The organism is Streptomyces sp. NPDC001868 (assembly GCF_040297125.1).
GTDB lineage: Bacteria > Actinomycetota > Actinomycetes > Streptomycetales > Streptomycetaceae > Streptomyces.
On sequence record NZ_JBEOYO010000066.1, the window covers coordinates 35,532 to 49,535 of the forward strand.

Annotated in this window: 16 protein-coding genes; 10 read left to right on the plus strand and 6 right to left on the minus strand. The window is 71.2% G+C overall.

All coding sequences use genetic code 11. The features are described 5' to 3' along the window. Nucleotides 1-38: 38 nt before the first annotated feature. Nucleotides 39-755, minus strand: coding sequence for an IclR family transcriptional regulator NdgR (gene ndgR / locus ABT147_RS41405; protein ID WP_351416399.1), 717 nt, complete (start codon nt 753-755; stop codon nt 39-41). A 197-nt stretch (nt 756-952) separates the two neighbouring features. Here ndgR and leuC point away from each other — a divergent pair, with 197 nt between their 5' ends. From leuC to ABT147_RS41425, 4 genes are all read left to right on the plus strand, one after another. Further along, complete coding sequence (leuC, locus tag ABT147_RS41410; protein WP_351416401.1) at nt 953-2,383, plus strand: 3-isopropylmalate dehydratase large subunit; 1,431 nt, start codon at nt 953-955, stop codon at nt 2,381-2,383. Nucleotides 2,384-2,389: 6 nt separating this feature from the next. Continuing rightward, nucleotides 2,390-2,983, plus strand: a complete 594-nt coding sequence (gene leuD / locus ABT147_RS41415; RefSeq protein ID WP_351416403.1) for a 3-isopropylmalate dehydratase small subunit — start codon at nt 2,390-2,392, stop codon at nt 2,981-2,983. Nucleotides 2,984-3,271: 288 nt separating this feature from the next. After that, nucleotides 3,272-3,502, plus strand: a complete 231-nt coding sequence (locus ABT147_RS41420; RefSeq protein WP_351416405.1) for an SCO5555 family protein — start codon at nt 3,272-3,274, stop codon at nt 3,500-3,502. Nucleotides 3,503-3,640: 138 nt separating this feature from the next. Further along, entirely contained in the window at nt 3,641-4,294 is a 654-nt protein-coding gene (locus tag ABT147_RS41425) for an HU family DNA-binding protein (protein WP_351416408.1), read from the plus strand. 207 nt (nt 4,295-4,501) lie between these two features. Here the strand turns inward: ABT147_RS41425 and ABT147_RS41430 are convergent, their stop codons facing one another. Together ABT147_RS41430 and cofC are read right to left on the minus strand one after the other, a co-directional pair. Continuing rightward, nucleotides 4,502-4,705, minus strand: a complete 204-nt coding sequence (locus tag ABT147_RS41430; RefSeq protein ID WP_351416410.1) for a hypothetical protein — start codon at nt 4,703-4,705, stop codon at nt 4,502-4,504. A gap of 9 nt (nt 4,706-4,714) precedes the next feature. Further along, nucleotides 4,715-5,365 (minus strand): 2-phospho-L-lactate guanylyltransferase, encoded by a 651-nt coding sequence (cofC, locus tag ABT147_RS41435; protein ID WP_351416412.1) that lies wholly within the window; start codon nt 5,363-5,365, stop codon nt 4,715-4,717. A 164-nt stretch (nt 5,366-5,529) separates the two neighbouring features. On the opposite strand from cofC, the gene ABT147_RS41440 reads away from it, so the two are divergent. From ABT147_RS41440 to ABT147_RS41450, 3 genes are read left to right on the plus strand one after another with little or no spacing between them, the layout of a single operon-like run. Next, nucleotides 5,530-6,342: a lysophospholipid acyltransferase family protein gene (locus ABT147_RS41440; protein ID WP_351416414.1), complete on the plus strand. Its 813-nt coding sequence runs from the start codon at nt 5,530-5,532 to the stop codon at nt 6,340-6,342. Continuing rightward, nucleotides 6,339-7,349 (plus strand): NAD(P)H-dependent glycerol-3-phosphate dehydrogenase, encoded by a 1,011-nt coding sequence (locus tag ABT147_RS41445; protein WP_351416416.1) that lies wholly within the window; start codon nt 6,339-6,341, stop codon nt 7,347-7,349. The genes ABT147_RS41440 and ABT147_RS41445 overlap by 4 nt, the downstream gene beginning before the upstream one ends. Nucleotides 7,350-7,408: 59 nt before the next feature. Next, nucleotides 7,409-8,566, plus strand: coding sequence for a D-alanine--D-alanine ligase family protein (locus tag ABT147_RS41450; protein ID WP_351416419.1), 1,158 nt, complete (start codon nt 7,409-7,411; stop codon nt 8,564-8,566). A 108-nt stretch (nt 8,567-8,674) separates the two neighbouring features. Here ABT147_RS41450 and ABT147_RS41455 read toward each other — a convergent pair whose 3' ends face one another. After that, nucleotides 8,675-9,196 (minus strand): DUF3515 family protein, encoded by a 522-nt coding sequence (locus ABT147_RS41455; RefSeq protein ID WP_351416421.1) that lies wholly within the window; start codon nt 9,194-9,196, stop codon nt 8,675-8,677. 20 nt (nt 9,197-9,216) lie between these two features. Next, complete coding sequence (locus tag ABT147_RS41460) at nt 9,217-9,450, minus strand: Lrp/AsnC family transcriptional regulator (protein ID WP_033526900.1); 234 nt, start codon at nt 9,448-9,450, stop codon at nt 9,217-9,219. Nucleotides 9,451-9,677: 227 nt separating this feature from the next. Between ABT147_RS41460 and ABT147_RS41465 the strand changes: the two genes are divergently transcribed. Together ABT147_RS41465 and thiD are read left to right on the plus strand one after the other, a co-directional pair. After that, nucleotides 9,678-10,643 (plus strand): thiamine-phosphate kinase, encoded by a 966-nt coding sequence (locus ABT147_RS41465; protein ID WP_351416423.1) that lies wholly within the window; start codon nt 9,678-9,680, stop codon nt 10,641-10,643. Then, nucleotides 10,640-11,452, plus strand: coding sequence for a bifunctional hydroxymethylpyrimidine kinase/phosphomethylpyrimidine kinase (thiD, locus tag ABT147_RS41470; RefSeq protein ID WP_351416425.1), 813 nt, complete (start codon nt 10,640-10,642; stop codon nt 11,450-11,452). Before ABT147_RS41465 ends, thiD begins: the two co-directional genes overlap by 4 nt. A 243-nt stretch (nt 11,453-11,695) precedes the next feature. Here thiD and rpmB read toward each other — a convergent pair whose 3' ends face one another. After that, a complete protein-coding gene (rpmB, locus tag ABT147_RS41475) occupies nt 11,696-11,881 on the minus strand; it encodes a 50S ribosomal protein L28 (RefSeq protein WP_003973430.1) in 186 nt (61 codons plus the stop codon). Between the two features lie 303 nt (nt 11,882-12,184). Between rpmB and ABT147_RS41480 the strand changes: the two genes are divergently transcribed. Then, complete coding sequence (locus tag ABT147_RS41480) at nt 12,185-13,876, plus strand: DAK2 domain-containing protein (protein ID WP_351416428.1); 1,692 nt, start codon at nt 12,185-12,187, stop codon at nt 13,874-13,876. Nucleotides 13,877-14,004: the final 128 nt, after the last annotated feature.

The window sequence follows — 14,004 nt, forward strand, 5'->3', positions numbered from 1 at the left end:
AGGCAGGCCTTTTTCGTGGTGGGGCGGGGGTGTGAGGGTCAGCTGGTGCGGCGCAGGGCCTCGGACAGGCGGCCCGCGGCGTCGATGACCGCCTGGGCGTGCATACGGCCGGGGTGGCGGGTCAGGCGCTCGATGGGGCCGGAGACGGAGACGGCGGCCACCACGCGGTTCGACGGGCCACGCACCGGGGCGGAGACCGAGGCGACGCCCGGCTCGCGCTCGCCGATCGACTGGGCCCAGCCCCGGCGCCGTACGCCCGAGAGGGCGGTGGCCGTGAAGCGGGCGCCCTGGAGACCGCGGTGCAGCCGCTCGGGCTCCTCCCAGGCCATGAGGATCTGGGCCGAGGAGCCCGCTTTCATCGTGAGCGTCGAACCGACCGGGACCGTGTCCCGGAGTCCGGACAGCCGCTCGGCCGCGGCGACACAGATACGCATGTCGCCCTGACGGCGATAGAGCTGCGCGCTCTCGCCCGTGATGTCGCGGAGGTGCGTGAGCACCGGGCCCGCGGTGGCGAGGAGGCGGTCCTCGCCGGCGGCCGCGGCCAGCTCGGCCAGCCGGGGGCCGAGGATGAAACGGCCCTGCATGTCGCGTGCCACCATGCGGTGGTGTTCCAGAGCCACGGCCAGGCGGTGGGCCGTGGGTCGTGCGAGTCCCGTGGCGCCGACCAGACCCGCGAGGGTGGCCGGACCGGACTCCAGAGCGCTCAGGACCAGGGCCGCCTTGTCCAGAACGCCGACGCCGCTACTGTTGTCCATGCAACGATACTCGCGTCTCACTCTGTGAAACGCAAGTTCAATTTCGCGTGGACCTTGCCACTCTGGAAGCAGAACAACGAACGGCTCGCGGACCAACGAGCCCGGCGGCCGGCGCTCATACGAGGGGTACGTGCGCCCGCCACCTCCGATATCTCTAGTTGGGCCGGCGCTCGGACAAGCCGGCCGGAGGGAAAGCGATGGGTAGGACACTCGCGGAGAAGGTCTGGGACGACCATGTCGTCCGGCGCGCCGAGGGCGAGCCCGACCTCCTCTTCATCGATCTGCACCTGCTGCACGAGGTGACCAGCCCCCAGGCCTTCGACGGTCTCCGCAAGAGCGGGCGGAAGGTTCGCCGGCTCGACCTGACCATCGCGACCGAGGACCACAACACCCCCACCCTCGACATCGACAAGCCCATCGCGGACCCGGTCTCCCGCGTCCAGCTGGAGACGCTGCGCGCCAACGCCGCCGAGTTCGGGGTGCGCCTGCACCCGCTGGGCGACGTCGAGCAGGGTGTCGTGCACGTCGTCGGCCCGCAGCTGGGTCTGACCCAGCCCGGTATGACCGTCGTCTGTGGCGACTCCCACACCTCCACGCACGGCGCCTTCGGCGGTCTGGCGTTCGGTATCGGCACCTCCCAGGTGGAGCATGTGCTGGCCACCCAGACGCTGCCGCTGGTCCGTCCGAAGACCATGGCCATCACCGTCGAGGGCGAGCTGGCCGACGGAGTCACCGCCAAGGACCTGATCCTGGCGATCATCGCCAGGATCGGTACGGGCGGCGGCCAGGGCTATGTCCTGGAGTACCGGGGCCCCGCCATCGAGAAGCTCTCGATGGAGGCCCGCATGACCATCTGCAACATGTCGATCGAGGCCGGTGCCCGCGCGGGCATGATCGCCCCCGACGAGACCACCTTCGAGTACCTCAAGGGCCGCCCGCACGCCCCCGAGGGCGAGGACTGGGACGCGGCCGTCGCGTACTGGAAGACGCTGCGGACGGACGAGGACGCCGAGTTCGACGCCGAGGTGATCATCGACGGCACCACCCTGGCACCGTTCGTCACCTGGGGCACCAACCCCGGCCAGGGCGCGCCGCTTTCGGCGTCCGTCCCCGACCCGGCTTCGTACGAGGACGCTTCGGAGCGCCTCGCCGCCGAAAAGGCCCTGGAGTACATGGGGTTGGAGGCCGGCCAGCCACTGAAGTCCATCAACGTGGACACCGTCTTCGTAGGTTCGTGCACCAACGGCCGCATCGAGGACCTGCGCGCCGCCGCCGAGCTGATCAAGGGCCGCAAAGTCGCCGACGGCGTACGGATGCTGGTCGTCCCCGGCTCCGCGCGGGTCGGTCTGCAGGCCGTCTCCGAGGGTCTGGACATCGTCTTCAAGGAGGCCGGCGCCGAGTGGCGGCACGCGGGCTGCTCGATGTGTCTGGGCATGAACCCCGACCAGCTGGCTCCCGGTGAGCGCTCCGCGTCCACCTCCAACCGCAACTTCGAGGGCAGGCAGGGCAAGGGCGGCCGCACCCACCTGGTCTCGCCGCAGGTCGCCGCCGCGACGGCCGTCCTGGGCCACCTGGCGTCCCCCGCCGACCTGACCGATGTCGACACCCCCGCGCCCGCTGGAGTCTGAACAGCCATGGAAGCATTCACCACGCACACCGGCCGGGGCGTCCCGCTGCGCCGCAGCAACGTCGACACCGACCAGATCATCCCCGCCCACTGGCTCAAGAAGGTGACCAGGGACGGCTTCGAGGACGGACTGTTCGAGGCCTGGCGCAAGGACGAGAACTTCATCCTCAACCGTCCCGAGCGCAAGGGTGCCACCGTCCTGGTCGCCGGCCCCGACTTCGGCACCGGCTCCTCCCGTGAGCACGCCGTGTGGGCGCTGCAGAACTACGGCTTCAAGGCCGTCATCTCCTCCCGCTTCGCCGACATCTTCCGCGGCAACTCGCTCAAGAACGGCCTGCTCACGGTCGTTCTGGACCAGAAGATCGTGGACGCGCTGCAGGAGCTCACCGAGAAGGACCCCGAGGCCGAGATCACGGTCGACCTGGAGGCCCGCGAGGTGCGCGCCGAGGGCATCACCGCCTCCTTCGAGCTGGACGAGAACTCCCGCTGGCGGCTGCTGAACGGGCTGGACGACATCTCCATCACCCTCCAGAACGAGGCCGACATCTCCGCCTACGAGGCCAAGCGCCCCTCGCACAAGCCGAGGACGCTGACGATCTGACCCAAGGGCGCGGGCCGGCCTCCGGAGCGGCCCGCGCAAGGCGGATTCCAGCCACCGCGACACCCCCAGGTACCCCCAATCGTGCACGGTTGGGGGTACCGGCATGTTCGGGTTCGGAGACCTTCGAAGTCATGTGCAGAAAGGTTTCAACTCCCCTAGTTGCAAAGGTGATTGCCGGGGTACGCGCATCATGGTGCGGCATGGTCCGGGGGTGCTCCCAAGGCCCCCGGGAGACGGCAGTTGCCCCCTGCGCAGGCGACAACTCGCCCCAGATGGCACAATCTGTGCATGGAACACGACGGCCAACTCGAGCTCTATACGGCGGTCGCGGGCCAACTCAAGGAAGCGCACGCAAGAGTGCGCGCACTGCAAGTCCCGGAGGGCGTACGCATGGCGCTGACCCGGAAGCTGCTGGTCATTACGGCCGTGGCCAAGCACGATCTCGCCGACGCGGCAAGGCGTCTGGAGAGCTTCATGACGGACCTCGACGAAGGGCGAATGCCCGTAGAGGAACGCTGAAGGAACTCCATGACTGCCGAGTTCGTTGCGGCACAAGGGTGATAAGCCCGTTTCGTGTTTGATTTGCGGTATATATCTGCCTAACGTGCGAAAAAGCTTGAACACTTTCGTTCTGGCGATGTCTCCGAAGGGGAAGACGTGAACAAGGCGCAGCTCGTAGAAGCGATTGCGGACAAGGTCGGCGGGCGTCAGCAGGCCGCCGACGCGGTCGACGCCGTTCTGGACGCCATCGTCCGCGCGGTCGTCGGCGGGGACCGGGTGTCGGTCACCGGCTTCGGTTCCTTCGAGAAGGTCGACCGTCCGGCCCGTTACGCCCGCAACCCGCAGACGGGTGAGCGGGTTCGGGTCAAGAAGACCTCCGTGCCGCGTTTCCGCGCGGGCCAGGGGTTCAAGGACCTGGTGAGCGGCTCGAAGAAGCTTCCCCGTGGTGGCGAGGTCGCGGTCAAGAAGGCGCCCAAGGGCAGCCTGAGCGGTGGGGCTTCGGCGACGGTCAAGAAGGCCGCGGCGAAGAAGACCACCGCCAAGAAGGTGACCGCCCGCAAGACCACGGCCGCCGCCAAGAAGACGACGGCCGCCGCGAAGAAGACCACGGCGAAGAAGACGACCGCGAAGAAGGCCACCACCAAGACGGCGGCGGCGAAGAAGACGACCGCCAAGAAGACCACGGCGGCGGCGAAGAAGACCGCGGCGAAGAAGGCGCCGGCCAAGAAGGCCACCGCGAAGAAGGCGCCGGCCAAGAAGTCGACGGCTCGCAAGACGACCGCGAAGAAGACTGCCGCTCGTCAGGCGTAGGGCGCCTGGTACTCACACGCGCCGGGCCGGGCTCCTGTTACTTGGAGCCCGGCCCGCGGCGTGTTCTCGGTGGATTTTGGGTGCCTGCTCGCCGTGGGGGACTTGTTCGTGGGCGGGTGCGGGCTGTGGGTGGCTGGTCGCGCAGTTCCCCGCGCCCCTTTGGGGCGCGGCCCTGGTGAGCGCTTCTTTGGAAGTGCCGCAAGGAGATCAGAACGTCTGCAAGGTGATCAGGGTGATGCGCAGGGCCTTGCCCTCGCCCTCCGTTTCGATTCTGACCCGCTGGCCCGGGCGGAGGAGGCGCAGGGCGCCCGCGTCGAAGGCCGGGGCGTCGAAGGGGAGCGGGGTGCCGTCGTCCAGGAGGACCTGGCCGGTGCGGGTGGCGGCGTCGTAGGTGTACGCGGTGGCCTGCATGGGCGCAGCCTACTGGCCGGGGATCAGCAGGCGCGCGGCCGCGGCGGCCGTACGGGGGCCGACGCCCAGGCCGAGGGCGGCGCGGAGGTCGTCGCCGGTGTCGACGTCCTGGCGTACGGAGTCGACGGCGGCGGGGGAGAGTTCCACGGCGCCGGAGCGGCGGTGGCGCAGTCGGGAGTCGGGGCCGAAGACGGGGGAGAGGTCGTGGCCGGGGATCGCGGCGAGCAGGGTGGTGCCGGTGCCGGCGGCGTCCGGGAGGAAGGAGCGGGGGAATTCCTCGGCCGCGTTCAGGACGCGGGTCAATTCCACGGGGCGCAGGGCGGGCAGATCGGCGTTCAGGGCCGCCACGGGGCTTTGCGGGCGTATATCGCGTGCGACGGCCGTTCCGTGGCGCAGAGCGGCGTTCAGGCCGTCCCGGGCGTCGGCGCGGGGATCCTCCGGGACGGTGCGGGCGCCCAGGGCCGCCAGCTCGCGCGCGGCGAGGGGGTCGTCCGTGACCACCACCACATCGCGCACCGCCGTGGCGGCCAGGGCCGCGGCCACGGTGTCCTGGGCGAAGGCGAGGGCCAGGCCGGGGCGCACCGCGTCGGTGGCGGTGTCCGAGAGCCTGCTCTTGGCCCGCGCCAGGGGCTTCAGGGGTACGACCAGGGTCCACTGCACGGATGTTCCGTCCCTCTCTTGTCGTCGCCATTGTCACCTGGGCGCAATGGACGGCCGCAGGGCGGGGCGTACGGTGTTCTCGACAGACCGGCGGCCCGGGGCGACACTTGTGCGGCTCCGGGCCCCGGAACAGGCCCTGGGAAGTCCTAGAGGAAGGTGTCCGCGTGCGCCGCCGGAGAATCGGCTTCTGGTACCGCCTCGCCGCGGTGATCGCCAAACCACCACTGGTGGTGCTGATCAAGCGGGACTGGCGCGGAATGGAGAACATTCCGGCCGAGGGTGGATTTATCACCGCCGTGAACCACAATTCGCATGTCGATCCCTTTGCGTACGCCCATTATCAGTACAACAGCGGCCGGGTTCCGCGATTTCTCGCGAAGAGCGGTCTCTTCGGCAAGGGATTCATCGGCGCCGTGATGCGCGGCACCGGACAGATCCCCGTCTATCGCGAGAGCACCGACGCGCTGAGCGCCTTCCGGGCCGCGATCGACGCCGTGGAGCGCGGCGAGTGCGTCGCCTTCTACCCCGAGGGCACCCTCACCCGCGACCCGGACGGCTGGCCCATGACCGGCAAGACCGGCGCCGCGCGGGTCGCCCTCCAGACCCGGTGCCCGGTGATCCCGGTCGCGCAGTGGGGCGCCAACGAACTGCTGCCGCCGTACGCCAAGAAGCCCAACCTCCTTCCGCGCAAGACCCACCATGTGCTCGCCGGCCCGCCCGTGGACCTCTCGCGCTTCTACGGCCGGGAGATGAGCCCCGACCTGCTGAAGGACGCGACGGAGGTCATCATGGCCGCCGTCACCCACCAGCTGGAGCTGATCCGCGGCGAGAAGGCGCCCGCGACGCCGTACGACCCGAAGCGGGAGCGGATCGAGCAGCGGCGCAGGACCGCCCGGGCGGTCGAGCACCGGCGGCCCGAGCAGCACAATGGAGCACTGCGGGAACAGCAACGTCAGGAAGAGGGGCAGGGCAAGTGAGCAAGCCGGTCAAGGCGGCAGTGTTCGGCACCGGTTCGTGGGGCACGGCCTTCGGCATGGTGCTCGCCGACGCGGGCTGCGACACCGTTCTGTGGGGGCGGCGTCCGGACCTCGCGGACGCGGTCAACTCCACCCGGACCAACCCGGACTACCTGCCCGGGGTGGAACTCCCGGAGAACCTGCGGGCCACCGCCGACGCCGCCGAGGCCGCCGCCGACGCCGACTTCACCGTCCTCGCCGTCCCCTCCCAGACGCTGCGCGCCAACCTCGCCGACTGGACGGGCCTGCTGGCCCCCGACACCGTCCTCGTCTCCCTCATGAAAGGCGTCGAACTCGGTTCCGCCATGCGGATGAGCGAGGTCATCGAGGACGTCGCCAAGGTCGGGCAGGACCGTATCGCCGTCGTCACCGGGCCCAACCTGGCGCGGGAGATCGCCTCCCGGATGCCGGCCGCCTCGGTGGTCGCCTGTACCGACGAGGCCGTCGCCCAGCGGCTCCAGGCCGCCTGCCACACGCCGTACTTCCGCCCCTACACCAACACCGACGTCGTCGGCTGCGAGCTGGGCGGCGCGGTGAAGAACGTCATCGGTCTCGCCGTCGGCATCGCGGACGGCATGGGCCTCGGCGACAACGCCAAGGGTTCGCTCATCACGCGCGGGCTCGCCGAGACGACCCGCCTCGGCCTCGCGATGGGCGCCGACCCGCTCACCTTCTCCGGACTCGCGGGCCTCGGCGACCTGGTGGCGACCTGTTCCTCGCCGCTCTCCCGCAACCACACCTTCGGCACCAACCTCGGCAAGGGCATGACCCTCCAGGAGACCATCGCGGTCACCAAGCAGACCGCCGAGGGCGTCAAGTCCTGTGAGTCCGTACTGGACTTGGGGCGTCGGCACGGTGTCGACATGCCCATCACGGAGACGGTCGTCGACATCGTCCACGAAGGCAAGCCGCCCGTGGTCGCGCTCAAGGAGATGATGTCGCGCAGCGCCAAGCCGGAGCGACGCTGAGCGAAAGCGACCGTTCGGGCACTGACTGGCGCACTACCAACGGGTACTCTCAACCCGATATGAGCACCGAGAACCTTCCCCAGAGCCCTGAGCAGCCGTCCCGCAAGCCGCGCGTGGCCGTCGTCTTCGGCGGCCGCAGCTCGGAACACGGGATCTCCGTGGTCACGGCAGGCGCCGTCCTGCGGGCCATCGACCGGACGAAGTACGACGTCCTGCCGATCGGCATCAGCAGGGAAGGCCGCTGGTTCCTCACCGCCGACGAACCGGAGCGCATGGCGATCACCGACCGCCGTACGCCGAGCGTCGAGGAACTCGCCGAGTCGCGGGAGGGCGGCGTGGTGCTCCCCGTCGACCCCGCCAACCGCGAAGTCGTCTACAGCGAACCCGGTTCGGTGCCCAAGGCGCTCGGCGAGGTCGACGTCGTCTTCCCCGTCCTGCACGGCCCGTACGGCGAGGACGGCACCCTCCAGGGCATGCTGGAGCTGTCGGGTGTCCCGTACGTCGGCTCGGGCGTCCTCGCCTCGGCCGTCGGGCAGGACAAGGAGTACATGAAGCGGGTGTTCACCTCCTTCGGGCTCAAGGTCGGCCCGTACGTGGTGATCCGGCCGCGCGAGTGGCAGCTCGACGAGTCCGCCGCCCGCAAGAAGATCATCGACTTCGCCGGTGACCACGGCTGGCCCCTCTTCGTGAAGCCGGCCCGTGCGGGCTCCTCCATCGGCATCACCAAGGTCGACGACCTCGCCGGTCTCGACGAGGCGATCGCCGAGGCCCAGCGACACGACCCGAAGATCCTCGTCGAGGCGGCCCTGCGCGGCCGGGAGATCGAATGCGGCGTCCTGGAGTTCGAGGACGGCCCCCGCGCCTCCGTCCCCGCCGAGATCCCGCCGCCGGAGGCCCACGCCTACTACGACTTCGACGCCAAGTACATCGACTCGACCCCCGGCATCGTCCCGGCCCCGCTGACCCCGGAGGAGACGGCCGAGGTCCAGCGGCTCGCCGTCGACGCCTTCGACGCGGCGTCCTGCGAGGGCCTGGTCCGCGCGGACTTCTTCCTCACGGAGGACGGCGACTTCGTCATCAACGAGATCAACACGCTCCCCGGCTTCACCCCGATCTCGATGTACCCGGCGATGTGGAAGGCGAGCGGGGTGGAGTACCAGGAGCTGGTGGACCGCCTGATCCAGGCGGCACTGCACAGGCCGACGGGCCTGCGCTGAGGCACGCCCGAAGAAGGGGGCGGAGCCGCCTTTCTTCGAGGGCGCGGGGAACTGCGCGACCAGCCACAACCGGCCCGCAGCCTCTCGACGGCCTCCCGAGGCACCCCCTCAGGAGGCCACTCCCTCAGGAACCGCCTTCTTGATCGCGGGCGCCAGCCCCACCAGGATCGGCGAGGTGTCCTCGGCGGCCCGCTCCGCCGCCACCGTCACCTCCACATACGCGGAGCGATTGGCGGTGGTGAAGCGGTAGGCGCCGCCGTCCCGCTTCTCCATCAGCCAGTCCACCCCGTCCACGGCCCCGGCCACCGCATCGTCGTCCCGCCCTTCGGCCACCCCGGGGTCGACCATCTTGGGCGGCTGGGGCACACCACAGCGCAGTATGATCACCGCGTCACCCCAGCCCGCCGTCAGCGCGGACGCCGGCTGCGGATCCTGGCGGCCGAGACCGTCCACCTCGCGCGGCAACACCTCGTCCAGGTTCCGGCACAGTTTCACGGCGGCAGCCCCCGCGCTGGGAACCGCCGCCGAGCCGCCGTCGTCTGCTGAGGAGCAGCCCGCGACGGCGATCAACGACGCGGCCAGGACGGGCAGCCCGAGGCGAGTGGGGCGCCGGTGACGGTACGAGTTCACCGGCCAAGGGTAGACGGGGGCTACAGGTGCACGACCGGGCAGGTCAGGGTGCGGGTGATCCCGTCCACTTGCTGGACCTTCGCGACCACCAGCCGGCCGAGGTCGTCGACGGTGTCGGCCTGGGCGCGCACGATGACGTCGTACGGACCCGTCACGTCCTCGGCCTGGATGACACCGGGGAGCTTGCTGATCGTGTCGGCGACGGTCGACGCCTTGCCGACCTCGGTCTGGATCAGGATGTACGCCTGTACCACGGAACCTCCAGGGCGGCCACGAGGATCATGTGGATCATGTCGGGAAAAGGAACGCCACGGTATCGCGTCGCCGAGCACCAGGGGGAGACCCGTGGAGGCCGCGCCGCACGGACCGGGGTGCGGGAACGACGGAAGTTGACGGTCCACTCGACCGTACCGAGGACGAGAACGGCCCGCGACCGGGCGCCTGTGACACTGGAAGCGGCACAAGAAGGGGCGATACGACGATGAAGGGCACCGTGGGAGAGCTGGGGGAGTTCGGGCTCATCAGGGAGCTCACCTCCCGGCTCACCACCACCCCGGCGGTCCGCGTCGGCCCCGGCGACGACGCCGCCGTGGTGGCGGCGCCGGACCGCAGGGTCGTGGCGAGCACCGACATCCTCCTGGAGGGGCGGCACTTCCGGCGCGACTGGTCCACGGCGTACGACGTCGGACGCAAGGCCGCCGCGCAGAACCTCGCGGACATCGCCGCCATGGGTGCCGTGCCCACCGCGCTGCTCCTCGGGCTGGTCGCGCCCGTCGAACTCCCGGTGACCTGGGCCACCGAACTGATGGACGGCCTGCGCGACGAGTGCCAGGTCGCCGGCGCGGCCGTGGTGGGCGGTGACGTCGTCCGCGGCGACACCATCATGATCTCGATCACCGCGCTCGGTGATCTGCGCAACCACGAGCCCGTGACCAGGGGCGGCGCCCAGCCCGGCGATGTCGTGGCCGTCACCGGCTGGCTCGGCTGGTCCGCCGCCGGGCACGCGGTGCTCTCCCGTGGTTTCCGCTCGCCCCGCGCCTTCGTGGAGGCCCACCGGCGCCCCGAGCCGCCGTACCACGCGGGCCCGGCCGCCGCCTCCCTCGGCGCGACCGCGATGTGCGATGTGAGCGACGGGCTGATCGCGGACCTGGGGCACATCGCGGAGGCGAGCAAGTGCCGGATCGACATCCGCTCCGGCGCGATCGACATCCCCACCCAGATGCACGACATCGGGCAGGCCGTCGGCGTCGACCCCATCCAGTGGGTGCTGACCGGCGGCGAGGACCACGCGATCGTGGCGACCTTCCCGCCGGACGTGAAGCTGCCCGCGCGCTGGAAGGTGATCGGCGAGGTCCTCAACCCGTCGGCGCTGCCCCAGGTGACCGTGGACGGGGCGCCCTGGACCAGCAAGGGCGGCTGGGACCACTTCGGGGACATCGAGTCATGAGCCTGCCCGGTCCTCCCAGGGTCCTGACCGTCGCGGGCTCCGACTCCGGTGGCGGGGCCGGTGTCCAGGCCGACCTGAAGACGATGCTCGCGCTCGGGGTGCACGGCATGAGCGTCGTCACGGCCGTCACCGCGCAGAACTCCCTCGGTGTGCAGGGCGCTTGGGAGCTTCCGGTCGAGGCCGTACGCGCCCAGTACCGCAGTGTCGTCGACGACATCGGCGTCCAGGCGGTCAAGACCGGCATGCTCTCCTCCGCCGAACTCGTCGAGACCGTCGCCGAGTTGCTCGCCGCCACCGACGCGCCCGTCGTCGTCGACCCGGTCGGCGTCTCCAAGCACGGCGACCCCCTCCTCGCCGCCTCCGCCCTGGACTCCGTACGGACGCGACTGCTGCCGACGGCCACCGTCGCGACCCCGAACCTCGACGAGGTCGCCCAACTCACCGGTGTACGGGTCGAGTCGGAGGCCGGGATGCGCGAGGCGGCCGAGGCCGTGCTGGCGTACGGGCCGCGCTGGGCGCTGATCAAGGGCGGGCATCTCTCCGGGGACGCGGTCGATCTGCTGACCGACGGCTCCGAGGAGCACTGGCTGCGGGCCCCCCGCTATGACAACCGGCACACGCACGGCACGGGCTGCACCCTCGCCTCCGCGATCGCGTCGCAGCTCGCGCGCGGGCGGACCGTGCCGGAGGCGGTGGCGGCGGCCAAGGAGTACGTGACCGGGGCGATCGCCGCCGGGTTCGCGCTCGGCGCCGGGATCGGGCCCGTGGACCACGGCTGGGCCCTCACCCGGGGTACTCCGGCAGCTTGATGTCCGTCCCCGCCGTCTCGGTGAGCCGCTTGAACAAACAAGGCCGCCATCGGGCGGGAGGCCGGCAGCCGGTGCATACGGTCCCGGATCCGGCTCTCGTACGGGTGCGCGGCGAGCAGCGCGCGCACCTCGGGGACGAGTTCGGGGCCGCCGGGGTCGGGCGGGCACGGCAAAAAGCCGGCCCACCTTACGGTGGACCGGCTCTGAGCAGCGAACCAGCAGTGGCCGCGCGCTGGCTGAGCGTCAGCGCGAGACCTTGCCGGCCTTGATGCACGAGGTGCAGGCGTTCACGCGCTTCGGCGTCCCACTGACCACGGTACGGACGCGCTGGATGTTCGGGTTCCAGCGACGGGACGTACGGCGGTGCGAGTGCGAGATGTTGTTGCCGAAGCCCGGCCCCTTGCCGCAGACGTCGCAGTTGGCAGCCACGGGTCACTCCAAAGACTTCAGATGCACTTACGGTTGATCCCGGCATGCCGGAATCACGATCCCAAGGACTGGGATCTGAGTGGCGGTGCCAGGGGGAGAGTCCTCTTTGGATCAGCGATCCGAATCGGACAACCGGAGCAGCATACAACGACTGCGTCCGTACAACGAAACTACCATGGCTGGTCCGGACCTCGTCCCGGCCCCCTTACCGGCGGTCACCGCCACGGGTCTACGCTGCGTGCGACGTGCGGCGTCCCCTCTGGCCCCACGTCCAGCAGCAGCAAGCAGCTCAAGGAGGCGCAGGTGCCGCAGGTGCCGCAGACATTCTTCGATGCTCTCGCGGTGCGCACCTGGTGCGGGCTCGCGCTGGCGGCGCTGGGACGCGCGCGCGAGGAGATCGACGCCATCAACGTGTACCCGGTGGCCGACGGCGACACCGGCACGAACCTCTATCTGACGATGGAGTCGGCGGTGGCGGCCGTGGAGGCGGTGTTCGCGGGCCACGAGACGGGCGGCCCGGCCGCGAGCGAGGGCAGGCCCACGCTCGCGGAGGCCGCGCGCGCGATGGCGCACGGCGCGCTGATCGGGGCCCGGGGGAACTCCGGGACGATCCTCGCCCAGCTCCTGCGGGGCATGGCCCAGGTCCTCGCCGACGACGGTCACGCCGCCCATACCGACGGGCAGGGGCTGCGGCTCGCCCTCCGGCACGCCGCCGACTCCGCTCGCGACGCCGTCGCCCACCCCGTCGAGGGCACCGTCCTCACGGTCGCCTCCGCCGCCGCCGACGCGGCCGGCGGCGCCGAGGGCGACTGCGGCACGGTCGCCCGCGCCGCCTACGAGGGCGCCGGTACGGCTCTGGCGGCGACCCCCGCCCAACTGGCCGCCCTGGCACGCGCCGGCGTCGTGGACGCGGGCGGACGGGGCCTGGTGGCGGTGCTGGCGGCGCTGGTGGAGACGTTCACGGGGGAGGCGCCGAGGGCGGTGGCCGTTCCGGGCGCGCACGCGCGCGTGGCCGTCGCCGAAGCCGTGGTGGACGGGTGCGACGGGGACGACCGGCCGGAGTCCGGCGGGCCCGCCTTCGAGGTGATCTACCTCCTGGAGGCGGAGGACGCGGCCGTGGCCCGCCTGCGGCGACGGCTGGACGGGCTCGGCGACTCGCTCGTGGTGGTCGGCGGGGACGGCCTGTGGAACGTCCATGTGCACGTCGACGACGCCGGGGCCGCCGTGGAGGCCGGCGTCGAGGCCGGGCGGCCGTACCGGATCCGGATCACGCACTTCGGGGCCGAGGACGCCCATGTGACCGGTGACGCCGGGCGGCAGCCGCGCGAGCGCGCCCAGCGGGCCGTCGTGGCCGTCGTACCGGGGGAGGGGCTGGCCGGGCTGTACGCCGAGGCCGGCGCGACCACGGTCCTGGCCCGGCCCGGGGAGCCGCCCGCCAGCGGGGAGCTGGTGGAGGCCGTACGGCGGGCCCACGCGCGCGAGGTGGTGCTGCTGCCCAACGACGCGGACCTCCGCCACACGGCCGCCGCCGCGGCCGAGCAGGCCCGCGCCGAGGGCGTCCGGGTCGCCCTCATCCCCACCCGCTCGGCCGTCCAGGGCATCGCCGCCCTCGCCGTCCACGAGCCCGACCGGCGCTTCGACGAGGACGTCGTCTCCATGACCTCCGCCGCCGGCGCCACCCGCTACGCCGAGGTCGTCGTCGCCGAGCGCCAGTCCTGGACTATGGCCGGCATCTGCCAGGCCGGTGACGTCCTCGGCCTCATCGACGGCGACGTCGCCGTCATCGGCTCCGACATCACGCTCACGGCCGCCGCCGTCGTCGACCGGATGCTCGCCGCCGGCGGCGAGATGGTCACCCTGGTCCTGGGCGACGAAGCTCCCGTCGGGGTCGTGGACCATGTGGAGACGAGGGTGCGTGAGGGGCACCTGGCGGTGGACACGGTGGTGTATCAGGGCGGGCGACAGGGGGCGTTGCTGCTGATCGGCGTGGAGTAGGGATATTTCGCCCCCGCCGCCCCTACCCGTCCCATCCTCAAGGGGCTGCGCCCCTTCGACCCCCAACGCGCGGGTGGGTGGGGCTTCTCGCGCAGTTCCCCGCGCCCCTTTTGGGGCGGGCGGGGGAC

Bases quoted from the DNA above. Each gene is read 5' to 3' on its own strand.
- ndgR (WP_351416399.1), bottom strand. From the start codon at position 755: ATGGACAACAGTAGCGGCGTCGGCGTTCTGGACAAGGCGGCCCTGGTC.
- leuC (WP_351416401.1), top strand. From the start codon at position 953: ATGGGTAGGACACTCGCGGAGAAGGTCTGGGACGACCATGTCGTCCGG.
- leuD (WP_351416403.1), top strand. From the start codon at position 2,390: ATGGAAGCATTCACCACGCACACCGGCCGGGGCGTCCCGCTGCGCCGC.
- ABT147_RS41420 (WP_351416405.1), top strand. From the start codon at position 3,272: ATGGAACACGACGGCCAACTCGAGCTCTATACGGCGGTCGCGGGCCAA.
- ABT147_RS41430 (WP_351416410.1), bottom strand. From the start codon at position 4,705: ATGCAGGCCACCGCGTACACCTACGACGCCGCCACCCGCACCGGCCAG.
- ABT147_RS41450 (WP_351416419.1), top strand. From the start codon at position 7,409: ATGAGCACCGAGAACCTTCCCCAGAGCCCTGAGCAGCCGTCCCGCAAG.
- ABT147_RS41465 (WP_351416423.1), top strand. From the start codon at position 9,678: ATGAAGGGCACCGTGGGAGAGCTGGGGGAGTTCGGGCTCATCAGGGAG.
- thiD (WP_351416425.1), top strand. From the start codon at position 10,640: ATGAGCCTGCCCGGTCCTCCCAGGGTCCTGACCGTCGCGGGCTCCGAC.